This window comes from Microcoleus sp. S28C3 (assembly GCF_036700785.1).
In the GTDB taxonomy this organism is placed as follows: domain Bacteria; phylum Cyanobacteriota; class Cyanobacteriia; order Cyanobacteriales; family Microcoleaceae; genus Microcoleus; species Microcoleus asticus.
Window position 1 is genome coordinate 11,804 of sequence record NZ_JAUBPO010000037.1, and the last position, 25,520, is coordinate 37,323.

Here is a 25,520-nt window from a genome sequence, read left to right on the forward strand (position 1 = left end):
TTAACAGGGTGAACATCTTAAGATTGGATGACAACGATTTAGTTCCAGTAGACTATGGCGATTTGCTGGACAAGATTTTAGAAATTTTGCAGGCAAAAAATCCGTTTAATATATCAGATGATCGCCGCCGTCTGATCGTCGATATTGATGCCATTGCTGCTGATGTTGCAAAAATGCAAGTGCGGACCCCCTTGGGTTCCTTTGAACGTCAAGCAGATGCTGCTACGGTTAATTTTCCGCCGCAAGTTGAGGAGCATTTTGGCGATCGAGTCAGGCAGATTAAAGAGTGTTTGCGGCAGCACTTAGGAGCCAAATTGCCACAAAATGCTTCTCTAGAAAACTTTGTTGCCAGCTTAATTACTCCTTTAAATTCACCCTCTTTTCGGGGAAGCGGTCAAGAGTTAGGTTTTAAATACGATTTTGGCAAACGCCACACTTCTTTAGAAAAAGAAAAGCTAACTTTGCAACGCCTCGATTCTGACAGCCACGCGACTTTAAAACTGCATAAATTGACGATTGGTGTGCGAAACACCGATATTTTTAAACAACAGCTAAAGGACGCTTTGGAAAACTACATTAGGGAAAATGCCGAGAATAGCGACGATAGGCAAGAACTTAACCATCGTCTTGATGAGATGGTTAAAAATCCAGACTCAGATTTTCACAAATTGATCCGACTGGTAGACAAAGAAACCCTCGGAAAACTTAATAAAGAAGCGAAAATTAGTTATTTGGAGTATCTGCTAGAACACATCCGTGCTAGCAGTACAGATAGTAGAGGCATCATCTATTTAGAAGACTTGATTCGTCGCCTCAGATTACTAGAAAAATATATCAACGATAGCAGTAAAACCGATGGCGAATACGAAGTAAGTTATGCAGGATTTCGATTTAATTACAGAGAGATTTTTGCCAGAGCAGAAGTTTTAGATGCACTGCCAATTATTCCAATTGTAGAAGGGAACTTAGGAGAAAGCACCGACACTCCTCAAAGCGAACGTAAGTTTATCTTTGGTCTCAAAATCAAATTTAACAACCCAGTTCAAGCCCGCGGCGGAAAAGAAGCATTTGAATATTATCTGAATCTACTAAACCCAGATAGTGAAGAACACCAAGCAGCAATTGGGGAAGATTCCATAGATTCAATTACCGAAACCTTCGCCCGCAAGGTGTTAAGAATAGCCTTGCTGTACTATTTTGTGTTTGCTTCTCGCCACGATCCGCTAGCACAAAACTACGACGCTGAAGCTGAACTAAATCATCACCCGATCGCAATTTTTGAACAAAGAGTATTACCAATCCTACAAGGTTCTGACGACGAAGCAAAAAGAGAGCTATTTCGTAACTTCATCGAAGGGTTTAAGAAGTTTAATATTAGACACAAAATCAGCCATCTCAAAAAAATGCTGAAAGGCTTTCTGGAACGGCAGACAATTTTACCCAGTCGAACAGAAACGCGACACGTAACCCTCAAAATGGGTCTGTTAGAAAACATTGACAATATGAGGAATGGTAAATTTTTCAATGATATTATGGAGCGAAACTACAAGCAAACACTCCATTATATTGCCGTCGAACCGCCCACTGTCAGCGCCACAGCCATTTGTCAGTTACCAGTTAATATTACCATTGAAGATGTCCGCTATTTCCCTACTGATGAACGCCAAACTTTCAGCATGGAATATAATATCGAAGGTGTCGATGTTTTACCTGTACTTTCTGCACCTAAAGCCCAGCGTTCTAGAGACATCTACAAAGACCATTTTAATACCAAATTAGTCTTGTTTCCCTATGACGACAAACGACTAGAGAGTGGCGATAAAGGGTTACAATTGGCGGCGGCTTTTGTCTATAAGTTTACCATGTTGTTGCTGTCTTATATCTGTATGAGAATACTACTAGAAAATAAGGCAGAAAACTTGTTTATTCCGATGGCGAGGCTCCACGAAGGCGACCCTAAACACCCTTCGCCATCTGAAGAATTTATGGCTAAACTTTCCAAAACATTATCTCACATTTTGAGTGAAAAACACCGCTCAACTTCTCAAGGATTTCGGATTAGAGAAAGAGTAGATGGTTTTCGTGTCCGTAACGGTTTGAGTTCAATGTATTCCATCCTTCCTAAAAAGTTTCGCTTTGACAATGTGCAGCTATCTCCCGAGTTGGATAAGTTAGCAATTATTGTCGTCTCCAGTCGGGATAGCGATGCCAGAAGAGGTAATCAAAACCGCTTCCAAAGACAAGCCAGCTTAATCGGAGAAGTTGTCGGAATTAACCGCCTAGATGACACCACAATTCAAGTCGAAATGCTGAAAACTTTTTCTGAGAATTACAGTGTCAGTCGCCTTTATACTGAACCTGTAATTCTTGAAGATGTCATGAGTCAGCTTTATCAGCAAGGATATCGGAATTTTGCATACATTTCCCAAGCACCTTACATGAGTACGCTGCACATTACCAAGACTGATGAAGATGAAGAAATGTCTTTCATGTCAAAAAAATTACTCCGAACTTTGAAGGGAGAGCGCCGAGATATCAAAATTTATCCGATGTTTTTTGATAAATACTATGTCCGCAGTTTCCTAGGTGATAAAGGAAAATCTTTTTACATTCAAGATACAATGGAACTGGAAAGCTTGTCTGCCAAAGGTAATCAGCAAGCTGTGATGTTTTTTAACTTGTTTAACGGGATTAAAGTCAAGCAGCCCGGAGAAAAAAACTTTTACAACGGCGTGATTTCCTACTCGACACTGTTGCATATATACGACGGCATTCTAGATGACCAAGACCTTCACCAAGGTTTGATATATGAGGGTGAAATTAAAGATACTTTGCTGCATTATCTAACAATTTTCCACTTTTCTAGGTATGAAGCTCTCCACAATATTAGTTTAAAACTTGATCCCTACGAGCGGATTATCGGAGATGATTCGGTTGGTGCTTTATCTATTTTTCCTCATGCAGGCGGGAATGCTAAGTTTAACTCGCTGGCTTTTTTGAATAAAGTAAGAGAAGTATTAAATGTCACTAAGGGAAGTACACAATTATGATCGGTGAAGATTTTGGACGGCTGTTTGAGGTGGGATTCAATATCGGGATTCTGGCATATATTCAGCGGGAAAATTTAAGTCACAATTTTGGGGATTCCTACCGTCTCGATTTGCAGAGGCTCAAATTGCCAAAGATGACGGCGGAAATCGTTAGGGAAGCCAATCTTCTGGCTAGTTTAGATGCTGAAATCGTTGAAAAATGGAGTTTGTTCTTTGTCCAAAAAGGTTTTTTGGGTGGGTTGAATTTTTTCCGGGAGTACGTCAACTCTACTGGCTGGAATTTGCAGCGGTTGAAAATTGTTTATTGTCAGTGCAGTTTTAGTGATGCTAACAGTATCAGAACCTATAACAAGGGTGATAAAGAAGCGTTTAAAGAGTTATTGTCTCAGTTGACACCTGCCCAACTTAGTTTATCAGATGAGGAGATTAACTCGTACATCCGCCGCTACTCGAAAAAGGGTGAGTTTTTGCAGGCTGATACGCTGATGCTGTTACAGTATGGAAATGATTTTAGAATTCTCTGCGTTGATTTGTCTGTGTTTTCTCCGACGCTAGCTCCAAAAACGGAGGATATCAATGAAATAGAGGTGATACGCAAATATTTGATGAGAGAAATTAGCTATTTGCGATCGAAAAGTGTGTTTTCTAATCTGCGGATGGATACCAGCACTTTAGGTGTGGATTTCTCGGAGGATTTAAAACGCTTTTTTACAGCTTTTAAGTATAAGGATAAGGAAAGCGCTAAGCTGATTCAGGCGGGTAGCTACGCTCACAGCTTCTATGGATTTTTGCAACAAACAGGTATAATTTCAAGTGATGCTGAGGTTTTGTTTAATGTGGTTGGTTATGGCGATCGCAATATTAGCACAATTTCCCTACGCACGGACAAACTTAAGCTGTTAGCAACTTGTTCTGAAATTTACAAAAATGAATCTAGGAAGCAAGAAATCAGCGATGCTCGCAGCGAAGTTTTGGATGTGATTCAACTCAACGCGGCTCGCAGTTTCAAAGAAGGCAGAAAATTTGTCGATTCTCTGTTAGGAATTGGGAAAAATGCCACTGAACCTGTATGTCATACAGAGAAAATCGAGAATTTTGTTAATTCAATCGATATTATATCAGATAAACTGGCAGATGAATTGCAAATTGCTCGCGGTTTGCATTTGAGGAATGCTCACGCTGAATTGATTGTGAAAGCGCTTCAATCTGATGAAACTTATATCTTTTTGACGGGGAATCCGGGAATTGGGAAAACAACTGCGATCGCCAATTTTCTGAAAACCCATATTAATGACGGTTTCTTATTCTTATACGTCAGTCCCCGCAAGCAAGTAAACTTGGATATTATAGAAAAATTCCAAGATAAAAATACTGGTTTGCTGTGCGACGATCGTCTATTCTGTATTAACACAAACTCCGATGTTATCGCCAGCTATTCGGGAAAGCGTACAGTCAAGTATAGCTCGAATAGCCGCAAGGAAAACTTTGCACAAAAAACGGTTAATTTTCTCAAAGACAATCCAGAAAATCAGGCAAAAGAATACCACCAGCAACAAATTACCAGAAAAAATGAAACTGTAATTGAACCAGCTAGCCTCAAAACTATGGGAGTGCTAAATAGCATTTGCAATGGAATTTATAGCCTAATCAACTGTCAAACTTCTAATAATATTGTAGCTACGGTTTCCATCCAATCTTTGAGAATGAAAGAAAATCGACAAAGTACCCTAGATTATTTAGAACAGATATTTCAAGATACTTATAACAAACGGGATAAACAAGTCATCTCCACCAAGATGCAAGAAATATCCAGCCGCATCAAACATATCTTCATTATGATCGATGAAATCACCGGAGATGACGGTGGTGTTCAGTTTTTAGCCGGAATTGCCAACATGGTTAAAAATCATGAGTTGCACAAGCCACAGCACGGTTTTAATACTAAAATTATTGTAGCAGATGCTTCGATTGTTGACTCGGATGTGGTTAAACAACACCTTGAAAACACATCTCAAGAACCGGATAAAATCTATTTCAAAAAATTAGCTAAAAATTCGGATGTCATTGAACCTTTACAAGTCACTCCTTTTGAATTTAAACGGCTACCTGCAACGATAATCAATGCCAATTCCTACCCCGCCCGCAGTTTAGAGATAACTTACAAGGTATTTGTAGAAACTGTTAAATACAATGAAAATGCGTCTTTAAAGGAGGATAATGATTTAGTAAAACGGGTACAGTCTGAAATAATTCAGGATATCAATCAGCGATTGGTGGAACCTGGTGTCGAACAAATTATAGTCTATATTCAGAATAAGCGAAGATTGGCAGAATTGATTGATAAAATTCAAAAAGAACGAGAATTTAATCAGTTTGAAGATTATCTGGAAATTCACGCGAATATCTCGGAACAGGAGAAAGCAAAAATACAGGAGTGCAAAGATACAGCTAAGGTAATCTTTATGACTGCATCGGGAAGTCGCGGCTTATCTTTCCCGAAAACTAAGCACATTTTAGTTGATATTCCGCGCTTCCAGATTGAAAAAAATCTGATGGAAGTGATACAGGTGATTTATCGGGGACGCGGCGAAGATAAACATGGTAAAACCCTTGACGGTGAAGACAAGCAGTTGGTTTTTTACGTGTCTGATACAGCAGTTTATTACGCTGATGATGCGGAACTTTCCCTACAAGAAAGCAAATTGAGTTTGTTGAATTTACTGCTAATTCTGAAGACTGCGGTGATGACGCGAATTGTCGGGTACGGGAATTTAGGTAGGGAAAAGTTTTTGATGATTCCGATTGGTGGTAAGTCGGTTTCTGCGGTGGGGGATACTTTTAGTAACAAGATGGCTTCTCTAATTAAAACGCTCAAGAGCGAAAGCATCCGAGGAAATAGGTTGCTAAAGGAGGTTTATACGAGTTTAGAAGAGCTTTTGGGTCGTGGGGAGTTTGTTTTGAGAAATTCTGATAACTCTCGTTACAAGGGCAATTCCTACCTGGAAATGCGGGATGATTTTAACAAGAAGTTTTTGGATAAGTGCAATCCGTTAGATGGTTTGCTGAGTTATGATAATTTAGAGAGTGGTTATATTTGCGGTTGTTTGTTGGTAGTGCCTTTAGCTAAGCAAAATTTGCTGGAAAAATACCAGATGCGGCTACGCGAACAAATTCAGAAGTGTGTAGATAATCAGTTGTTGCAAAAAATGTATCGGATCAGAGATAGCGAGTCGTACCCGGAGAATGTACGATCGGCAATTAGAGGAGGTGCGATCGAGTTATTGCAATTTCTCAACAGCGATGTGGAGAAAACTCAGTATTTTGAAGAGCAGAGTCAGCAGTTCGATCGCTATTATGCCATACCCCTGTTTGCTTTTGTCAGCGGGGAGGAGATGCAGGAGTATTTGGCTGACAGCCAACTGGAAGAACCGGAAGACAGGCGGTTTCGGGATATTTTGTCGGCTTATGTGCGATCGATCTACCCTGTAGATAGTGTAATGCCGATCGGGCACAAGTATCAAGATTTCCCATTTATTGTGTTTAGAAGCTACAGTTTAGAGCAAAGTAGAGAAAAGATTTTTACAGATAAATATCTTTTAAGTTCCAACGAGTTAAACGTGCTTAATTTAATTTTGTCGAAGCAGGTAAACTGAAACTTGTAGGTGCTTCAGACCATTTTAGATTTTAGATTTTAGATTGTAGATTGGGAATGAATGAAAACTATCGGGGTTTGGAGTTTACCTACAGTTGCATTCTTGTTGGAAACTGGTATCAGTTGGCTATCATATCGTTTCCGGTGCCACCGGAATTATATAGAGGAGACGGCACTGCCGTGTCCCTACCTGAATTAATTGTAGGGACACGGCACTGCCGTCTCCAAGTCTGTGGGTAATATTAATTCCCATGCTACCGGATTTGATATTACGCTCCCTAATTGCTACTTGCTAACTTCAAACGGCGTGTATTTGCCCCCCAAAGCTTCGACGATGGCGCGAGTATTAGCCGACATCATTTTCACATAAGAATCGCCCTCGCTTCCTGCCGCCCCAATCGAATCCGAATAAAGTTGCTGCGCTGCCAATTTCACCCCCGCTTCCTCCGCCACTGTTCTAATCAGTTGCGGGTTAATTGTAGTCTCGGCAAAAATAGCAGGAACTCCTGCCGCTTTCACCGATTCTACTAACTTTTGCACCGTTTGAGCGCTGGGCTGTTCCTCCGTACTAATCCCGATCAAACTGCCCGCACTTCCCAATCCGTAGGCGCGGCTGTAATATTGAAAAGCATCGTGAGTTGTTACTAATTCGCGCTTATTTTCGGGAATAGTTTTAATCTCTTGTTCGATCCAAATATCCAAACGTTTTAACTCTTCAGTAAGTTTCACAGCATTCTGCGTAAACTTCTCCCGATCTTCCGGCGACAGTTCGATTAGCGCATCCCGAATCGCTTCCACCATTTGAACTACATTTTCCACATTTCCCCAAACGTGCGGATCGGGTACGGTATTGCCTTCTTTATTCAGTAGCAAAGGCTTGACAACTTCGCCCACTGCTAATTTCCGCGCCTTAATTCCGGCGGCATTCATCATCCTAATTAATCCCGGTTCCAAATTGTAACCGTTATACAAAATTAAGTTAGCTTGTTCTAAAGCTTGAGAATCTTTTGGCACCGGTTCGTAAACGTGAGGATCGGTTCCCGGCTGCAAAATTCCTGTTAGCTGAATTTCGCCTCCCGCTACTCGATCGGTCAAATCTTCAATAATTGTGCTGGTAGCAACTACCTTGGGTTTAGCATCTGCCTCTGGAGAGAGGCGATCGCCCTGGGTTTGAGCGCAACTAAATAAACCCACAGTCAAAATGCCGCAGGCAATAGTTCTAATCAAAAATACCTTGGACTTTTGCAATCCAGGGCCGGCGGTTTCAATCCCCGACTCACGGCTAAACTCTCCTTTATAAAGTTGCTTCACAATTGCCGTCGGTTTTAACTCACATCTTGCACCATTCTCAATAGCCCTTCTCTGGGCGGACAGGATGCCCACCCCACAAGAAAACTCACTCTTCGCTTCACAGGCATCTTCCCTGTTATTGAAAATGGTGGATATCAGTTTTAACCTACTTGAGATTTTCGCCGCCAAACCTATGGTTTGAGGGGTTTCTAGCTTGCACTGCCGCATTATCTACCTCTCCTGCGTTCCAGATTATTCCTATTTACCGATGATTTCATATTCTTTTCATTTTTACAGTAAACTTAATAAAAAGGAGATAGACTCACCGCCATGAATACCGCCGCCTTGCCCAACGAGACTCCTTGGTCTCAAATGGTTTGCCACCTCAAAGACAGCGCTACCGACACTGAAATTATCACTGTTAAGCACTTAGCAGTAAACTACCGCACGGTAGAAGCACTCAGAGATATCAATCTTTCTGTCAAACCGGGAAGGCTGACGGGTATTATTGGCCCCAACGGTGCCGGCAAAAGCACGCTGATCAAAGCAATGTTGGGCTTAATTCCCGCTGTTCGCGGCACTGTTACCTGGGGCGAAGAAGCGATCGCCGATCGACTCGAAACAGTAGCCTACGTGCCGCAGCGATCGCAAATTGACTGGAACTATCCGGCCACCGTTTGGGATGTCGTGATGATGGGAAGAGTCAGAAAAGCCGGATGGTTTCGCCGCTTCTCGGCAGCTAGCCGCCGCACCGCTGCCGATGCCTTAGAAAGAGTAGGCATGAGTGCTTACAAAGACAGACCGATCGGACAACTTTCCGGCGGACAGCAACAGCGAGTATTTCTAGCTAGAGCCTTAGCCCAAGAAGCCGCTATTTTCTGCTTTGACGAGCCGTTTGTCGGCGTTGACCAAAAAACTCAAAATATCATTTTTGACATTTTCCACCAACTAGCAAATGCCGGAAAAATCGTCTTAGTAGTCAACCACGACTTAGGCGAATCAATCACAAATTTTGACGATTTAATTTTGCTAAATACAGAATTGATTGCCGCTGGTTCCCGCCAAGAAGTGCTAACCCAAGAAAACCTTTACCGCGCCTACGGCGGACAAGTAATGTTCTTTGCCGGACAAGCAGCTTAATTAGCCAGCAGTCAATCGATTTTAGATTTTAGATTTTAGATTTTAGATTGACCCCACGGATAAATGCGGGGGCTTGAGGATTTTCGATTTTCGATTTTGGATTGATTCCACGGATAAATCGGGGGCTTGTACAATCAATAAATTCTTGGTCAAAAAGCCGATTTTTTCCTAGATACTTTGCTGCAAAACTCACGAGTTTGAGTCTTAACCGGGGTTTTTTTGCCTAATGCCTGACTGAGTTTCAATCCCGTCGCAGAGGTGGCGATTGCTGGGATTTGCGATCGGATTTGTCTGAAAATAATTGCGGGCGACATTGCAGCCCTGCACCAGCAAATCGTCAAGATTGAGATTCCACAGCATCACCGTACCGTCAGCACTAGCACTTGCGATCGCCTTGCCGTCTGGACTAAAACTCGCACTCCAAACAGCATCTTTGTTACCTTTTAAAGTTTTGAGCAATGTACCGTCAATATTCCACAGCCTCACCATTTTGTCTGTGCTTGCAGATAGCAACATTTGGCTGTCGGGACTAAAGCTGATATTTGTCAATCCACTTGTATGCTTTAAAATACTGAGCGGTGTGCCGTCTTTGCTCCAAATTCTCGCAGTTCCCCCAGCACTTCCCGCCGCCAGCATTGCTCCGTCTGGACTGAAAGTTACACTCATAATTTTATCACTTTCAATCTGTAAAGTTCGGAACAATTTGATATCGGTGCTTGCTTCGATTGACTCCTGTTTTTGCAACTTTTCATTAATCTTGCTCAAACTCCAAAGTTTAACAGTGCCATCAGTGCCAGCCGCAGCAATTATCTGACCGTCTGGGCTAAAACTCGTGCTGGTGATCCAACCTCGCTCTACTTGAAAACTTGACAATTCTTCACCGTTGATTTTCCATAGTTTCACAGTTCCATCGACACTGGCTGAAGCAATAATATTACCATCTCGACTAAAAGAGACACTTGTTACTTGACCGCTGTGTCCTTTTAAATTATGAATTAATTTGCCATTCTTTTGCCAAATTTTGATAGTTTTGTCGTCGCTGGCTGAGACAATGAGCTGACCGCTAGGATTGAAGATGGCATTTCTAATTTTATCAGTATGGCCAGCTAATGTTGCTTGCAAAGTTCCCTTAGTTTGCCAAAGTTTGATATAATTATCATCGGTAGCCGTCACAATTGTTTGACTGTCGGGACTGAAACTCGCGAAAGCAAGGGTACTGGCTTGACTCTGCAAGCGGCAGCGTTCCCGAAAGGTGTAAACTGCCTGTTCGAGGGCGATCGCCACTCGCATCTGAATGTCTGAACTCACTCCGAGCGATCCTTTCATTTCTGTAACAGCTCTGATGCTTTCTAGCAAAGCTTCCTCTTTTTTATCCGCAGCCAAGAGCGTTTCTGATAGCAAACTGAGAGTGAGAATTTTGTTGTTTCTTTCTTCGATTGACGGTTTAACCCAAAAGGCTGCTATCAGAATTAATATTAGTATTGTTGCTGCTCCTGTAACTGTTTGCACTCTCAGTTGTTGCTCGCGCCAAAGTTTAATTGCAATCACTTTTTTCTGCTTTTGTGCTTCGCTTAGTTCCTCTAATAACTTTTTTTCGCGACGCAGTTGTTCTATTTCAGCTTGATTCTGTTTTTCTTGACAGCGGAATTTCGCAAATTCCGCTTCTTGACTCGCATTTAAAAATTGATAATCTTGGGTGCTCAAGCTTTTATTTGCCGCCCACAGTCGCGCATCTTCCAGTGCTTGACCGCGCAACAAGCGAGATTCGTCTTGACAATTTGTAGCTATCCATGCTGTTAGGGATTCAGCATAGGGGCGCAAGTCGCCGAGTGCTTTTTCTACCCAGTTTTGGTTGAATATAGCTGCGTAAATGCCGTTAGATACGGTTAATTTTCCGGCTCTTTTTACTACTAATCCGCTCAGCCGCAATTCTGTTTCTTCGGAAGTATCATCCGCCCAGATTCCCGCGCCCCCCCTTAACAAGGGTAATTCTGGCATTTCATCCCCCGTTTTTAAGGGTGGGTGGGGGGGTTCAAAGGGTTGCAATATTTTTTGATATAATCCTAATAACCTGCTGGCGCGGTGCTGACTTCTGAGAAGGCGATCGCGAATTGTTTTGATGTGTACTGGTTCATCGGACGATTCCCAATTATCAATAATATGAGATTGCACGATATCGCGAATTAATAATTGATGTGTAGTAAAAATTTCAGTTTTGCTTTCATCCGTTGAATCTGATATAATAGAAGCCGACGCTAAGCTTTTTACACTGTGCAAAATCAGCTTGCAAAGCTTTTGAGTCAGAAATGGTTGCCCTCCAGTCCAGTCCAAAATCTCTTTTAAAACCTCTTGAGGATTGTCTACTTTTCCCTCAAACCCTTTTGCTAAAGGCAGAGCTTCCTGTAAATTAAAACCGTGCAATTCAATAGCTAAACCGATATTAAAGGGCGTGCGAGTTGCATCGCTAATTAAATCCGATGGCGTAGCCACTCCCAGTAAAGCAAATGTAATGCGCTGGTATTCTGAATTGTGAGCGCGTTTATTGTAACAACATCTAATTAATGCAAAGAAATCGTCTAGCGGTTCTTGGAAACTCAGAACGCTATCAATTTCATCAATGAAAATTACTAGGTTTTGAGAAATTTTAACCAGCAGCAATTCTTCAATTAACTCTCCTAAGCGCTGCACCGGCGACATCAACTCTCTCTCCCGCCACCAACTCATAAACTCGACTGGGTTAAACAGGTTGAAACTGCACAAAAGTTTGTAAGCGACCCCGCCGTACCACTTATCTAGAGAGACTTGCTGGTTGCCAATGTCCGAAAGGTCGATCGTAGCACAGGCAATACCATCAGCCGAGAGTTTTTGTACAGTTCGCACCAGCAAACTAGATTTGCCCATTTGTCGGGAATTGAGCACGTAACAAAACTCTCCGGCTTTGAGGGCTTGATAAAGTTCTGAGTCAGCTTGTCGCACTACATAAGTAGGTGCATTTTGCGGGAGACTGCCGCCGATTTGGTATTGGTACTCCACTGTCATTATCTTGCTTCTAGTTAGATTATTTAGTCACTTCTATTGTGCCTTTACCGCAAGCAATCTTACCATTTTCATAGGTGGGTTCTGCTGGTTTAATTGTACCGGGAAAATCAGCTCTGCACAATATGGAGGTTGTAGTTATTTCCTCTTTAGCAGCATTTGGCTCAAAGTTTTTAGCAGGAACCAGAAAAACACCGCCGACATAACTTTTAAGTTGTTTATCCTTGGATACTCCATAACCAAATGCTGCTTTCTTAGTGGCGCGAACTGAATACTTGTAATTTGTTGTCTCTGTTTTAATGCCAATTTCCAAAGCCTTAACAGAACTGGAAAAAGCACTTTTTTCTGCAAAATAGGCTTGCTGACCTCGGCTCATAGAGCCAACATACTGTTTTGCTTCTGAAATCATGGGTTTATTGCTAGCATTCAGAAATGATGGCAGAGCGATCGCGCCCATTACTCCAATGCCCATTAAAAGTAATAAGCATCCGCAACCGTTATAAGTTGAATTACTAATACTTGATTCTTGATATTTAGTCATGGCTTTGTCTGGTTAAAGGGTATATACAAGGCGAATTAAAGTCGGCGAGGCAGAGCCTCTGGATCTGCGTTACCAGGCAGATCCTGGTAACGAGGAAAATGAGGCAATACTAATCCTTAAGCTCGCAGGTGTTCTACTTCTTTACGGCTAATGGATGTTGGCTTAATCACTTTACTGCCGATCGCAAAATCGCGCAATTCCACTCTCGTAAACTTCACACCCCAAGGATCTGTCGTTGTATCCAACTCCTCCACTAAAGCATTATTGATTTCATTGCGAGCCGTGTAAAGTTCCTCCAGAGCTAATGTCGCAATGTGAGTCCGAATTGAAAGAATCAGCATATTTAACATCGCTTCCTTGAGATTCTGCACCTTGTACGAAGCTTTTTCTAAGTCAATTATGCGCCAGTACACAATAAATTCAACGGTGACGGCAACCCGATCGCGCGTCGTGCATTCTTGCGGTGACAGTCTTAAAATTTGCTCGCGCAGAGTTTGTTTATAGGCCACTGTTTCGACAAAGGGAATCAAAAATGTCAAACCAGGTTCGAGTTTCTTGCGATCGTACTTTCCGAAAATTTCAACTAAAGCCTCATCTCCTTGACGGACGATTTTGACGCTGTTGGCTAAGGATACTCCGGTGATTGCAAACAACACCATCAAAAAATACTGATACATAGTGAATCTCCTGGTAATTTTAAGCTGTGAACTAAAGATGAATTGAGGTGGCTGCCAATGTTTAGCCGTTGATGTGAATTAATCTGTCAGGTACAACAATCAGCGTGTTTCCTTCGCGGCGCAAAACGTAAACTTTTTGTCGGGGTGCGATCGCCCCTTGGGAATCTTCATTGCGAGCTTTCCACGAAGCCCCTTCATAAATCACCATTCCGGTTTCTCCGGGGAAAATTTCGGAGATTGTTGTCGCTTCGGTTGCTTCGGGAATGACAAACTTTTTGCGAACAATGAAAATTGGTCGAATCCAGATGCTCAGCGCGAGGGCTATCCCCATCCAGTAGAAGATTTGCCAGTCAAAATCTTCATACATTATGTTCGCCCAACTAAACTGAAATGCTACAGATCCTCTCCACAAAATAAAGGATTCAATTAAAGCAGAAGCTCCCATCATTAGCAGGTAAAACCTGTATTTTTGGGGCTGAGTTTTGATGATTAATAGCTCGATTGCACTAAGCAAAACTCCAATCAGCAGCCAGAATAGGGGCGGGGTGAAGGCGAAACCTGGTTGATTAGTGGCTGACGCCAGCGGCAAAATTAGGATAGAATACACAATGCTTTTACCTCGTTTTGATGGATTCAACCTTGTTATTTCTAATCTAATCAGGTGGGTATTTGAGTTGGCGACTGAGTTATTTGAAAATTCATCGACTTTTCATCGACTTTTCATCGACTTTAGGGACGGTTGGCATTTATGATGGTTTCAGTGTCTTGATTGTGATAAGCAATGCCACGATCGCTAAGGGTGCGCGAAGAGTGCATTCGCGCAGTTAAATCCTGTCTCCTGAGAAATGGCTTTCCCAGTCAGAAAATCCTGGCTGAGGATTTAGGGATGGCCCAATCTACAGTCAGCCATTTTCTGAATGGCAAACCTGTGGATTATGCCAATTTCATCGAAATTTGTCGCGGATTGGGGCAGGAATGGCGCGATTTAGCCGATTTTGAGGCGCAATCAGAGCCAGAGGAGGTACTGCTTGTGAGGGCAAAAGTGGCGATCGTCTTCGAGGACTTCGCCAACGCCCGATCGACCTCACACAACACCCTTTCCCAGCAGTTACACCAAGCTTTGAGTGCGGCAGGCTACGAAGTCTTTTTTATTAACAACAGCAGCGACTCAGGCTCATGTTTAAAGCGTTGCGATTATTTGCTGTTGCTGATTTCCGAAGAATCTGCCGCTAGCGAAATGGTATTGGAACAAGTGCAGCTAGCCAAGGAATTGCACAATTTAACTGCTCATAAACCCGCAATATTACCGATTTTAGTTGAATTAAATACACCGCTTTCTTTTGATTTACTCAGCTATTTAGCAGGAGTTCAGCCCTGGCTTTGGCGCGGTACTGGCGACTTATCAAAGTTATTATCAGAAATTTTAAATATCATCAAAGAAGGTCGCACATCGTTAACTGCCGACCATGAATTAGCTGTACAGTGGAACGCAATTAGTAGCACAAAAAAGTCAATAATTCAACCCCTGCCAGCCGCGCCGCCAGAATTGCCCGGAGGACAAGTTGAAATAGCTTCTCGTTTTTATATCGATCGCCCTCCGATCGAATCCCGCTGTTACGAGACGATCGCCCAGCCGGGAGCGCTGATCCGCATAAAAGCACCCAGACAAATGGGCAAAACTTCTTTGATGGCGAGGATTTTGCATCATGCAGAAATGCAAGGTTCTCGCACGGTAGCGCTGAGTTTTCAGCTAGCAAATAGAAGAATATTCGCTAATTCAGATACATTCTTGCAGTGGTTTTGTGCTAGCATCGGTCAAGAGTTAGGAATGCTGGATCAGTTGCCGAAGTGTTGGGAATTAGCGGATTTGATTGGCAGCAATCAGTGCTGTAAGGCTTATTTTGAACAGTATTTGCTGTCAGAATCCTCAAAACCTCTGACGTTAGGTTTGGATGAGAGCGATCGCCTGTTTGAATCGCCGGAAATTGCTGACGACTTTTTTGGGTTATTGCGAGCTTTACACGAAGAAGCAAAACGGCGAGATATTTGGAAAAAATTTCGTTTGATTGTGGTGCATTCGACAGAAGTGTATATCCCGCTGGATGTGAATAAATCGCCGTTTAATGTGGGTTTACCGATAGAATTGCTGGAGTTTGATTCGCAGCAAGTGCAAGACTTAGCAGCGCGACACGGAATCAATTGGAGCGCTACAGAAGTTGCAGACATGATGGCGCTAGTGGGAGGACATCCTTATTTAGTGCGGCTGGCGATGTATCGCATTGCCCGTCAAGATGTGACTTTAAATCACTTGCTGAAATCGGCGACAACCGAGGCAGGAATTTACAGCGATCATTTGCGCAGGCATTTGTGGAATTTAGAAAAATATCCAGAATTAATCGAGGCGATGAGACAGGTTTCGAGTGTGCAAAAGCCAGTCAGATTGAGGCTAGAATTGGCGTTTAAATTAAACAGTATGGGATTGGTGAAACAGGAGGGCAATTATTGCAGTGCGAGATGCAGTTTGTATGAGGAGTATTTTCGCGATCGCCTAGGTTGATAGTCTTAGGTTGTACCAGTCTCAAGAACGGGCAAGCTGCCCGTTCCACAAGAAAATTTAGTTTTTCAAGAACGGGCAAGATACCCGTTCCACAAGAAAATGGAGTTTCTGTGGAACGGGCATCTTGCCCGTTGCTAAACAGGTGATTGAGAAGGAAGCCTGAGATAAGTTAATACCATTTTCCATAAACGTTGTTACCTTTACTCACAAGTTGAAAGGGTATGAGACGGTAGCGGTCAAATCTCTATCAATGGAAGGGTGTATACGGCTGACTGATTCGCTATCTTGAAAGTAATTAGCCAGAATCCTCAGCAATCTGCAACGGTTGGCTGTTTGGGCAGGCAGCACAATAATTAGAGTTAGCATAACTTAATTCCATGCAAAATACGGCAGATTTACTCCCCAAAATAGACTCGCCGAGTCTTCCCAAAAAGCAACCGGCACCCCCAAATTACGAAGCAGCCGATCGGCAATTTGTCAATTTGCTAGAAGTCGAGGATTTAGACAAGACGGTGGCGGCAAAACCGTTACTTGTTAGCGATTTTGAAAGCGCGATCGCCTACGCAATTCAAGCAGCTTACCAACAGGAACCGGGCGATGAGGCCGCTCACCGCTTCTTGCAGCGCGTGCTTTACCGCATCAACCGCCTCAACTTGTTTTGGTACGACGATTTGCGCCGCTACAACAACGAGCGATCGCACTATTTGCGTTCCGTGCGCGAGCGCATTGAGGAACCTTGGCAGCAGTGGGAACTGGCGCAAATCGACGTTGCAGCGCTGCAAAAATTGCCTGATGTCAAGCAAGCCCTGCGCGATCGCGCGGCCGCCGATGTCGATCCTCCGCTAACCGATCTCGATCGCTACCAGCGAGAACAGATGACTGAAGAGGGATACAGACACCTGCTGGCGATCGCCTCTTTCGACGGTTTAGTGGAAGCCAGCCGCCTTTCTCGCATCCTCGGCGGTGCCGGCAACGAAATTCAGTCAACGCTGACGCGGGTGCTGATCGAAGAATACGGCGGCGGTCGTCTCCCCCGCAAGCACTCGACCTTTTTTGCTCAAATGCTGGCAGAATTCGACATGAGTACGGAACCGGAAGCGTACTTCGATTTAGTGCCTTGGGAAGTGCTCGCAAGCATCAATCACAACTTTCTGCTGACGGAACGCAAGCGCCATTTTCTGCGTTACAACGGCGGACTCACTTATTTTGAGGTGGCGGGGCCCGTCGCTTACCGCAATTATTTAGCTGCCGCCCAGCGTTTGGGCCTCTCGCAGGCTGCGATGGGTTATTGGGAACTGCACATCAAAGAAGATGAGCGTCACGGCCGCTGGATGTTGGATGAAGTGGCGATCCCGCTGGTTGATAGATACCCGCAGGAGGCGTGGGAGCTGGTGTTGGGGTACGATCAGGAGAAGTCGATCGGCGATCGGGCTGCGGCTGCTGTGGTGCGATCCATCCAAGCCACAGAACGGAATTAACAGCTATCTAGGGTGCATCATTCTTTGATGCACCCTAGATATTGCAGCGTTTTCAATAAGGCTTTTAGGAACAGGCAAGATGCCTGTTCCACAAAGAGTGTATTTCTTGTGGAACAGGCATCTTGCCTGTTGCTGACAATGGTGCAACATCTCAGATGCACCCTACCAGCGATGTATTTTAAAATGCTGTCATTAACTGAATTAGCTCGATCGACAAATCTCTTTGCGACTTTTCCTGTTTCTTAAACAAAACTCCAGCCAGCAGATAGATATTTTCCGAATAAAAAGCCATGCCCTGTTCTCGCAGACTGGCGATCGCGCTTTTCACCTTGGGTTCCGAACTATAATAGCCAAAAGTTAAAGGTGCAATCTCAAAATTTGCAACCGAGTAGCCTCGATCCAAGGCATAATCGATCAAACCCACAGGATTAGAATAGCTAGAAACCATCAGCAAAACTTCATCGCAGCCCAAAGATAAAAGTTTCTTAGCAATTGTAGAACCATCACTCCCGCCGTGCAACAGCGGCTGGTAAATCTTATCATCCACCGCAGGCAAGTAAGGGGGATTTGAGATTACACAATCCGCCGACTCGTATAAAGGCGAATCAAAAAAAGAGCAATTGTTGACCGTGTATTGTTCGCTCAGTTCATATTCCTTAATTTGAGACTGAGCAATTTTCCAAGCTACATTATTTAGCTCAAATCCCTGTATTGTGCCATCAAAATCAGTTCTCAGCAAAGACTTAATAACAGGACTTCCCTCTCCTGAACCAAACTCTACGATAAGTCGAGAATTGTCGCTGGCATTTAACACTAAAGTTTCCAAGCAGTGCGCGTAAAAATCAGATTCTTCCGGGCAGTGGAATACCTGTTTCAGAGGATGGGATGAAGTGAGCATAAATTCTGTAACAAAGTTGACTATTTTCAAAGTATCGAATAAGTAATATTCCAGCAATCTGTCGCAAGAGCTATTTTATAATTTTTTATAATCGAACTCTTCCGGTTTTACATTGAAATTAAATAACTCTTACTGCCGATATATGGTCAAATTTACAAAATTAATCCGTTTGGCAGATAGCAATTATCTTAATATCGATTACTCTTGAAATAGTAGGTAAATAAGCCACTAATTATTAATTTTAATAGTGTCAAACATGACCTTGTTAAATTATTCAGTTCCGCCTCTTCGACACAAACAAATTAACGCCGTTTAGGATTTATAAGGGTTTTGGCACGTTCAGTTTCCCCTTGGCAAAGAGCGATTTTATTCAAAATTTTACACTTGCCTCGATCGAGCTTGCCTGCTGTCGATCTTGGTCTTAATACCGATCTTCGGCACAGCACAATTTTTTCCTGTGAGTTGGATGCTGCAAGCAGGTTTGCGGTCCACACTCAGCCTCGTAGGTGCAGCAGATTTGGTAAGCTGGACATACTATTGGGTTAAAATAGAACGCCTGACTTGGGTGCTTTACGGTTGGGTAATACTGATGTTATTAGCATTGCTGCTAACCGACTCGACCATTTTTTTGAGCTGGGGAAAAGTGTTGATGACTCTCTCTCCCCTGTGGTTGGGAATGAGCGGAATCGGCTATTTTTGGACGGGATGGGCAGTGCGATCGCGCGCTTTTAGCTGCAACTTTTTTTCATTTATCTGGCATTTTGCTTTTCCCTTAAACTGGCGGTTGGTATGTCCTATTTACGGGAGCTGTAAAGGTATTTAGCTTGCTCGTTTTAGCGGAATTGGAATGGGATATGCGTCAGCCGATTAACACCCTGCATTAACTTCTGTACGACCGCGATTCCCACAGCTATCAACGTCAAGCATTAACCACAAGTGATGACGGCTTTGCTAATGACTGATAATATCATGCCCGCTAGAATAACCTCACTGCAATTGGTTGGTAGTGAGGAATCTTCGTTCTCATCAAAAATTGAGGAAGGAAGCCCTCACTACACCGCATATAGGGGTTATGTTAGCGGACACGATATTACTAATGGCTGATAACTAATTGCCACCAGACTGTACAGATTTGCGAGTTTGGTTAGTATCGTCGCCCTTGTGATGCCACGTGCCACCTTCGCCTTGAACATATTCAGATTTTACGCTGTTCCAAGCCACGCGAGTAGCAGCATCTTGGCTCATTCCATCTTCGCTAGCGCTCTTAAAAGCAGCCTGAAAAATATGCTGCGCTCCTTCGGGTAGTTCTTGTGCTTCTGAAGGTAGGGTATCAAATTGTTGTTCTGGCATAATGGTTTCCTATTATCAAACATAAATTCTATCTTATATACTCCAAGCAACTACCTTCCTCTCTCTAAAAGCAAGTTTAAGATTGCATTTTTATCAGTCCGAAGGCAGATGTAATATTGAATGATTGTGAAAAAATAACGCAATTTGATTGCCGTTGCTGGTTCAGCGCGATTTGGCTAATTTCCCTGCTCAAACAGCCATTAATCTGACTTCGGCTTTTTTACTTGCGAATTTAGAAAATACGTCAGCGCAGCGATTACTAAAGCGATACCCGCTCCCAAGGGAAAGATGTTTGTCGCGCCGTTCCATTTAACTACCTCCGAGAGAAACAATACACTCAACACTACTACAATCACGCTAGTGAGTTTGGTTTTTAGGTCGTCGATTGTGTGAATCTCCAGCCAGTGTGGTACTTTGATGCGCTCGTCAATAAACAGCTCGTAAAGTCCGAGTGCAGTAATGTAAAATACTGTGGCGAGGAGAAACAAATCTACAACTTCGATGCAAGACAGAATCAGTTGTTTCGAGTTTTCGCTGGAAACCGCTACTGTAGCTGTGTAGCCGATGGTAATGACCGTTTCCAGGGCACCGTACATCAAAAGCGTCACAGACGCTGCAAAACAACCGAGTACAGCGATTAACATTAGATAGCGACTTCTGGCAAGAATTCGATGCAGCATAGTTGATGTCTCCTTGGAAAATGTGTTAGAGAACAAGCGCTCTCTGGCATAGTTTTGGCTTTACTATATCAGAGTTTGCCCGATCGCACTCACAAGCAATTCTGACGAGTGCGCCGCCGCTGGTTAATTTAATGTCGCCCGGGTTGGACTCGGATATCCCTCAGTTCGCCTGCCTGTTTTACGCAAGTCAAAACCCAGTCAAAAGCTTTGCTGTTGCAGGGTTGTAGGCGGTCTGGGACTATGAGCGACAGGTCGGGCTTTTTGAGATAATTTAGTTTCCTGGGAAAGTTTGAGCGGTATTCTGCGAGTGCCCAAATTGCCAGCAGCAAGTTAAGGAAAAATAGCGATCAAAAAATTTTTAAACTAACTCATCTGGCGGAGCGCTAAGCCAAAATTGACGGAGATAAAATCAAGAATTTCTGCCTCAAAGCACCAGCAGCAGGGGAAAATTTATAGGAAGAGCCGCGCGCTTGTCTGAGAAACCCGCTTGATTGGTATATGTCTCGTTACTCAACCCAAAATTTTTCAGATAAACCCGGTTTATATCCCCCGCGTGCAAGTTTTGATTTAGCTAGTCGGCCGCCCAATCAGATATCATCTACCACCTGAAATAAAACGCCATTTTGCCAAATGTTCCTAAAGATGAATGGCGCACTTGAAGGATACGTAATAGCTTATAAACTATTAACGCTGCGGTCTAATGTATCAGGGAAAAATAATAGAGGAAACGGGACTAAATTGGCTCCATTACCTTCATTATCCCGCAGCAAAGGTTAGAAAAGTTGCACGTTACGCTGTCAAGTTGACCCTGCGGTTTTGGCATCAGAAGCGATCGCAGGACTCTACACAAAAGCAAGCATTACCATGAAATCTTCTAAGTTGTTGAAAGTTGTTTTAGCAAGCGCTTGTACTTTAGGTTTAGCAACGGTTTCGTTAGCAGTGCCTGCTTCAGCCCAGTCGGGAGCCGGCGGTGCTGGTGGCGGTACTGGCGGCGGTGCTGGGGGCGGTACTGGCGGCGGTACTGGCACAAGCGGTACTGGCACAAGCGGTACCACCGGTACGACTGGCACAAGCGGTACCACCGGTACGACTGGCACAAGCGGTACCACCGGTACGACTGGCACGGGTACAACCGGTACAACTGGTACGGGTACAAGCGGTACAAGCGGTTTGAGTGGCACCGACACAACGGGTACAACGGGTACAACGGGTACAACGGGTACGAGTGGCACGGGTACGAGTGGCACGGGTACAAGCGGTACAAGCGGTACGAGTGGCACGGGTACAAGCGGTACAAGCGGTACGACTGGTACGGGTACAAGCGGTACAAGCGGTACAAGCGGTACGACTGGTACGGGTACAAGCGGTACAAGCGGTACGACTGGTACGACTGGCACGGGTACAACGGGTACAACGGGTACAACGGGTACAACGGGTACGAGTGGCACGGATACAACGGGTACGAGTGGCACGGGTACAAGCGGTACAAGCGGTACGACTGGTACGGGTACAACGGGTACAAGCGGTACGAGTGGCACTGGCACAAGCGGTACAAGCGGTACAAGCGGTACGACTGGTACGGACACAACGGGTACAAGCGGTTCAACTGGTACAAGTGGCACTGGTACAAGCGGTACGACTGGTACGGGTACAAGCGGTACAAGCGGTACGACTGGTACGGGTACAACGGGTACAACAGGTACGGACACAACGGGTACAACCGGTACAACGGGTACAACCGGTACAACAGGTACAGACACAACGGGTACAACGGGTACGAGTGGCACTGGTACAACGGGTACAACGGGTACGAGTGGCACTGGTACAACGGGTACAACCGGTACAACCGGTACTACATCGACGCCGGCTGATACTAATTCTGGAGTTTTGAGTGCTCGGCGCGATAGCCCCAACAATTTGGGGTGGCTGGGAGCCTTGGGCGCGTTTGGTTTGATCAACTTGTTTCGGAAAGGCAGTACACCGTCCCATCGCTAGTTTCGGGCGATGCCCTACGGGATAGCTTCGCTTTACGTAATTTTGAAAACTTAGAGGCTTAGAAATTCATGACTTCACTTAATCGCAAAAATTTGTTCAAAAAATTGGTTACTGTTGCCGGAATTGCCGGTGTGAGTTCCTTGATAGCTGTGCCAGGATTCGCAGAATTAAATCGCCAGACTCACGGCTTCAGCCAGTCGGGCGATCGAGTTTTCGATCTTGCTCAAAACGATTCCAACAATCTTAATCCTCCTGACGCTCCTGTTAGCGATCCCAACAACAATAACAGTCCCGGCGGTGGTTCTCCCAACAGTCCAAATACCCCCAGCAACAATAATCCGGGCCGTTCTCCCAACAGTCCAAATACCCCCAGCAACAACAATCCGGGCCGTTCTCCCAACAGTCCAAATACCCCCAGCAACAACAGTCCCGACGGTAGTTCTCCCAACAGCCCAAATACCCCCAGCAACAACAGTCCCGACGGTAGTTCTCCCAACAGCCCAAATACCCCCAGCAACAACAATCCGGGCCGTTCTCCCAACAGTCCAAGAGGTGGCGAAACTTCGCCTAATTCTCTCAGCAGCAGAGACAGAACCTTTGTCATGCAAGCAGGTCAACTTGGTATGCTGGAAGTGGAGCTCGGCAGATTAGCAGTCCAACGCGGTTCTAGTGCTGGTGTGAAACAATACGGGCAAGAAATGGTAGAGGAACACACTCGGGCCAATCAAGAACTGATGCAGTTAACAAGGCAAAAGGATGTAGAACTGCCAGCCGATATGAGTACCCAGAACACAGCTTTGATGGATCGACTTTCGGGACTCTCCGGTAGAAGTTTTGACACTGCTTACAAGCAAGCGATGATCGACAGCCACAATCAGGCTATTGCTCTGTTTCAGGCTCAATCTCAACAGGGACAAGATCCCGACTTGAAGGCTTGGGCTACCCAGAAGTTGCCGAACCTTCAGGCGCACTTGCAAATGGTTAACCAAATGTTGGCAGATACCAGCCAGCCATAATATTAAGTAGAAGAGGTAGAGTCCGATCGCCTAAAACGCGATCGGACTCTACCTTTTGTATTCCGAGAGGGAAGAGCAATAAATTCTTTTAAACCCTATAATTTTTCAGAACAATGGAAGATTTTCTCCGCAGCTTGTTGGGCAACAATATTACAGCAACCTGGCTGTTATTAATCGTAGGGTCTTGCTGGATTGCTTACATACCCGGTCGCCTGAGAAATTAAAAATTATCAATTAAAACTTCAAAATTAAGTAGGTAGGCGCAAATAAGCCTTAGCGTGCAACAGACCTATTGTAAGATGCCTCAAACCCTCAGATTTTCTACCGTATTTCATGCGAACTCTCCGGGGCACCCTACCACATAGTCTAAATTAATCATTTTTTAACAGACAGGCGTTCCATCCCCGATCGCGGAAACAAAAAAGTGCGATCGGGGGATTTATTCAAACAACAAAAAATTAGTTAATCCTGAGTGTCCACAAAAACACTCACAGCCGCCACAGCGATTAGCATTTCATCATTTTTATCATTCAGAGAGGCGATCGCCCTGCCTGCCACAATCATGCCCCCTTGTTCGACAATCAGAGTTTTGCTGCCAAAAGGTAGCACCGCCAACACCTCCTCGGCGCGCACTTGTTCCGGGTAAGGAACGGCCACCTTAACCTCAACAATCATCTGATTGGGGTCGCTCAAACCTGCCACTTCCCAGACGCCTAGGAGAGCATTATTGGCGATCGCATTCCGTACAGCCCTTGCACAGGCTACAGTCGGTTCCTGCCCGTGCTGGTCTATACCCATCCCCATTTCAATGATGAAACATTTGCGTGCCATAGTTGCCCTTTGGTTGATTTTTGTTTGTAGTCGATCGCACTTTTCCCCAAAACAATTATCAACCAAACAGACCGCTCTTGATATTATTTTATAAATAGATATAACCAGATAATAATCCCAGTAAAAAAAACAATGCAACTGTGCGCGATCCAAACTTATATCGAATCAGTCATTTCCAATTCTTCAATTCTTTAATCTCAAATCTAAAATGGTATAACTTATGGTAATATAACCAAATTCACCATTCCTCGCGGACTGCAAAACTCATCGCCAGCTTGAATCATGGATAGTTTTCTGCCAATTGCCTACTTTCAAAACCAATTTCTCCCATTTACCGACGCCAAAATTTCCATAGCCACCCACGCACTGCACTACGGAACCGGAGTTTTAGGCGGGTTGCGGGGAATTCCCGACCCCCAAAATGCCGATCGAATCTTGCTATTTAGATTAGACCGCCACTGCCAAAGATTAAGTCAAAGTGCCAGCTTCCTCCACTGCGATTTGCCAGCCAGCAAAATCCAACAAATAATTATTGATTTTGTCCAGAAAAACCAGCCCACAAAATCATTTTATATCCGCCCTTTCGTCTACACATCCAGTTTAGGAATTGCCCCCCGACTGCACAACGTAGAAACCGACTTTTTTGTTTACGGATTAGAACTCTCAGACTATTTGCCCAAACAAGGAGTCAACTGTAGAATAAGCTCTTGGTACCGCCAAGAAGACCGCAGTTTGCCCTTAAGAGGTAAAATTAGCGGTGCTTACATCACCTCAGCTTTAGCCAAAACAGAAGCAGTAGAATCCGGCTTCGACGAAGCAATAATGATGAACACTCAGGGAAAAGTCAGCGAAGCTTCAGGAATGAACATATTTGTCGCCAGAAACGGTAAATTAATTACTCCCGGTTTCGAGCAAGATATTCTCGAAGGAATTACCAGAGACAGCGTTATAACTATAGCCAGAGACTTAGGAATAGAAGTAACAGAAAGACCAGTTGATAGATCGGAACTGTTGATTGCAGACGAGATTTTCCTCTGCGGAACCGCAGCCAAAATTACGCCAATTAACCGAGTAGAAAACTATCAATTGCCCAAAAACCGACCCATCACCGAAAAGATTTTGGACAAACTAACCGGGATTATCGAAAATCGCGACAGCAAGTATAAAGACTGGGTATTTCCGATCGATCTTAATTAACCGAAAATACCTGTCCTCGTAGAAGCGAGTTTACTCGTTACCAGGCAGAGCCTGGTAAAGCAGATAAGGAAGCTCTGCATCCACATTTCATGGCAGCCATTCGAGGCAGAGCCTCTGGATATCGGTTCCCAG

The 25,520-nt window shown here is 44.2% G+C and carries 18 protein-coding genes; 9 read left to right on the plus strand and 9 right to left on the minus strand.

Annotation, left to right across the window (positions count from 1 at the left end):
• Positions 1-8: 8 nt before the first annotated feature.
• Together QUA13_RS13310 and QUA13_RS13315 are read left to right on the plus strand one after the other, a co-directional pair.
• Entirely contained in the window at positions 9-3,050 is a 3,042-nt protein-coding gene (locus QUA13_RS13310) for a hypothetical protein (RefSeq protein WP_333199082.1), read from the plus strand.
• Positions 3,047-6,703 carry a helicase gene (locus tag QUA13_RS13315; protein WP_333199085.1) on the plus strand — a complete coding sequence of 1,219 codons (3,657 nt, stop codon included), beginning with the start codon at positions 3,047-3,049 and terminating at the stop codon, positions 6,701-6,703. The genes QUA13_RS13310 and QUA13_RS13315 overlap by 4 nt, the downstream gene beginning before the upstream one ends.
• A gap of 284 nt (positions 6,704-6,987) precedes the next feature.
• On the opposite strand, the gene QUA13_RS13320 is transcribed toward QUA13_RS13315, so the two are convergent.
• Positions 6,988-8,220, minus strand: coding sequence for a metal ABC transporter substrate-binding protein (locus QUA13_RS13320; RefSeq protein ID WP_445242711.1), 1,233 nt, complete (start codon positions 8,218-8,220; stop codon positions 6,988-6,990).
• 102 nt (positions 8,221-8,322) lie between these two features.
• Between QUA13_RS13320 and QUA13_RS13325 the strand changes: the two genes are divergently transcribed.
• Positions 8,323-9,132 (plus strand): metal ABC transporter ATP-binding protein, encoded by an 810-nt coding sequence (locus tag QUA13_RS13325; protein WP_333199087.1) that lies wholly within the window; start codon positions 8,323-8,325, stop codon positions 9,130-9,132.
• A 204-nt stretch (positions 9,133-9,336) separates the two neighbouring features.
• Here the strand turns inward: QUA13_RS13325 and QUA13_RS13330 are convergent, their stop codons facing one another.
• The 4 genes from QUA13_RS13330 to QUA13_RS13345 form a co-directional block, all read right to left on the minus strand.
• On the minus strand, positions 9,337-12,171 hold the full coding sequence (locus tag QUA13_RS13330) for an AAA-like domain-containing protein (RefSeq protein WP_333199089.1): 2,835 nt from the start codon (positions 12,169-12,171) through the stop codon (positions 9,337-9,339).
• A 19-nt stretch (positions 12,172-12,190) separates the two neighbouring features.
• Positions 12,191-12,709 carry a type IV pilin-like G/H family protein gene (locus QUA13_RS13335; RefSeq protein ID WP_333199091.1) on the minus strand — a complete coding sequence of 173 codons (519 nt, stop codon included), beginning with the start codon at positions 12,707-12,709 and terminating at the stop codon, positions 12,191-12,193.
• Positions 12,710-12,825: 116 nt separating this feature from the next.
• Entirely contained in the window at positions 12,826-13,386 is a 561-nt protein-coding gene (locus QUA13_RS13340) for an SPFH domain-containing protein (protein ID WP_333199093.1), read from the minus strand.
• Between the two features lie 61 nt (positions 13,387-13,447).
• Positions 13,448-13,993, minus strand: coding sequence for an NfeD family protein (locus tag QUA13_RS13345; protein ID WP_333199095.1), 546 nt, complete (start codon positions 13,991-13,993; stop codon positions 13,448-13,450).
• 174 nt (positions 13,994-14,167) lie between these two features.
• Between QUA13_RS13345 and QUA13_RS13350 the strand changes: the two genes are divergently transcribed.
• Together QUA13_RS13350 and QUA13_RS13355 are read left to right on the plus strand one after the other, a co-directional pair.
• Positions 14,168-15,943, plus strand: coding sequence for an AAA-like domain-containing protein (locus tag QUA13_RS13350; protein WP_333199097.1), 1,776 nt, complete (start codon positions 14,168-14,170; stop codon positions 15,941-15,943).
• 377 nt (positions 15,944-16,320) lie between these two features.
• A complete protein-coding gene (locus tag QUA13_RS13355; RefSeq protein WP_333199099.1) occupies positions 16,321-17,421 on the plus strand; it encodes an iron-containing redox enzyme family protein in 1,101 nt (366 codons plus the stop codon).
• 178 nt (positions 17,422-17,599) lie between these two features.
• Here QUA13_RS13355 and QUA13_RS13360 read toward each other — a convergent pair whose 3' ends face one another.
• Complete coding sequence (locus tag QUA13_RS13360) at positions 17,600-18,319, minus strand: SAM-dependent methyltransferase (protein ID WP_333199101.1); 720 nt, start codon at positions 18,317-18,319, stop codon at positions 17,600-17,602.
• A gap of 457 nt (positions 18,320-18,776) precedes the next feature.
• Between QUA13_RS13360 and QUA13_RS13365 the strand changes: the two genes are divergently transcribed.
• Entirely contained in the window at positions 18,777-19,142 is a 366-nt protein-coding gene (locus QUA13_RS13365) for a hypothetical protein (RefSeq protein WP_333199103.1), read from the plus strand.
• 284 nt (positions 19,143-19,426) lie between these two features.
• On the opposite strand, the gene QUA13_RS13370 is transcribed toward QUA13_RS13365, so the two are convergent.
• Together QUA13_RS13370 and QUA13_RS13375 are read right to left on the minus strand one after the other, a co-directional pair.
• On the minus strand, positions 19,427-19,669 hold the full coding sequence (locus QUA13_RS13370; protein ID WP_333189083.1) for a ChaB family protein: 243 nt from the start codon (positions 19,667-19,669) through the stop codon (positions 19,427-19,429).
• A 200-nt stretch (positions 19,670-19,869) separates the two neighbouring features.
• The gene (locus tag QUA13_RS13375) at positions 19,870-20,349 is read right to left on the minus strand and encodes a YqhA family protein (RefSeq protein ID WP_333199106.1); all 480 of its coding nucleotides are present in this window, start codon (positions 20,347-20,349) and stop codon (positions 19,870-19,872) included.
• Positions 20,350-21,213: 864 nt separating this feature from the next.
• Between QUA13_RS13375 and QUA13_RS13380 the strand changes: the two genes are divergently transcribed.
• Together QUA13_RS13380 and QUA13_RS13385 are read left to right on the plus strand one after the other, a co-directional pair.
• Positions 21,214-22,344, plus strand: a complete 1,131-nt coding sequence (locus QUA13_RS13380) for a hypothetical protein (RefSeq protein WP_333199108.1) — start codon at positions 21,214-21,216, stop codon at positions 22,342-22,344.
• 68 nt (positions 22,345-22,412) lie between these two features.
• Positions 22,413-23,360 (plus strand): DUF4142 domain-containing protein, encoded by a 948-nt coding sequence (locus QUA13_RS13385; RefSeq protein ID WP_333199110.1) that lies wholly within the window; start codon positions 22,413-22,415, stop codon positions 23,358-23,360.
• 462 nt (positions 23,361-23,822) lie between these two features.
• On the opposite strand, the gene QUA13_RS13390 is transcribed toward QUA13_RS13385, so the two are convergent.
• Positions 23,823-24,191: a Lin0512 family protein gene (locus QUA13_RS13390; RefSeq protein ID WP_333189080.1), complete on the minus strand. Its 369-nt coding sequence runs from the start codon at positions 24,189-24,191 to the stop codon at positions 23,823-23,825.
• Positions 24,192-24,473: 282 nt separating this feature from the next.
• Between QUA13_RS13390 and QUA13_RS13395 the strand changes: the two genes are divergently transcribed.
• The gene (locus QUA13_RS13395; protein ID WP_172193086.1) at positions 24,474-25,388 is read left to right on the plus strand and encodes a branched-chain amino acid transaminase; all 915 of its coding nucleotides are present in this window, start codon (positions 24,474-24,476) and stop codon (positions 25,386-25,388) included.
• Positions 25,389-25,520 lie beyond the last annotated feature (132 nt).

Bases quoted from the DNA above. Each gene is read 5' to 3' on its own strand.
- QUA13_RS13315 (WP_333199085.1), top strand. From the start codon at position 3,047: ATGATCGGTGAAGATTTTGGACGGCTGTTTGAGGTGGGATTCAATATC.
- QUA13_RS13320 (WP_445242711.1), bottom strand. From the start codon at position 8,220: ATGCGGCAGTGCAAGCTAGAAACCCCTCAAACCATAGGTTTGGCGGCG.
- QUA13_RS13325 (WP_333199087.1), top strand. From the start codon at position 8,323: ATGAATACCGCCGCCTTGCCCAACGAGACTCCTTGGTCTCAAATGGTT.
- QUA13_RS13330 (WP_333199089.1), bottom strand. From the start codon at position 12,171: ATGACAGTGGAGTACCAATACCAAATCGGCGGCAGTCTCCCGCAAAAT.
- QUA13_RS13335 (WP_333199091.1), bottom strand. From the start codon at position 12,709: ATGACTAAATATCAAGAATCAAGTATTAGTAATTCAACTTATAACGGT.
- QUA13_RS13340 (WP_333199093.1), bottom strand. From the start codon at position 13,386: ATGTATCAGTATTTTTTGATGGTGTTGTTTGCAATCACCGGAGTATCC.
- QUA13_RS13350 (WP_333199097.1), top strand. From the start codon at position 14,168: ATGCCACGATCGCTAAGGGTGCGCGAAGAGTGCATTCGCGCAGTTAAA.
- QUA13_RS13355 (WP_333199099.1), top strand. From the start codon at position 16,321: ATGCAAAATACGGCAGATTTACTCCCCAAAATAGACTCGCCGAGTCTT.
- QUA13_RS13360 (WP_333199101.1), bottom strand. From the start codon at position 18,319: ATGCTCACTTCATCCCATCCTCTGAAACAGGTATTCCACTGCCCGGAA.
- QUA13_RS13370 (WP_333189083.1), bottom strand. From the start codon at position 19,669: ATGCCAGAACAACAATTTGATACCCTACCTTCAGAAGCACAAGAACTA.
- QUA13_RS13375 (WP_333199106.1), bottom strand. From the start codon at position 20,349: ATGCTGCATCGAATTCTTGCCAGAAGTCGCTATCTAATGTTAATCGCT.
- QUA13_RS13380 (WP_333199108.1), top strand. From the start codon at position 21,214: ATGAAATCTTCTAAGTTGTTGAAAGTTGTTTTAGCAAGCGCTTGTACT.
- QUA13_RS13385 (WP_333199110.1), top strand. From the start codon at position 22,413: ATGACTTCACTTAATCGCAAAAATTTGTTCAAAAAATTGGTTACTGTT.
- QUA13_RS13390 (WP_333189080.1), bottom strand. From the start codon at position 24,191: ATGGCACGCAAATGTTTCATCATTGAAATGGGGATGGGTATAGACCAG.
- QUA13_RS13395 (WP_172193086.1), top strand. From the start codon at position 24,474: ATGGATAGTTTTCTGCCAATTGCCTACTTTCAAAACCAATTTCTCCCA.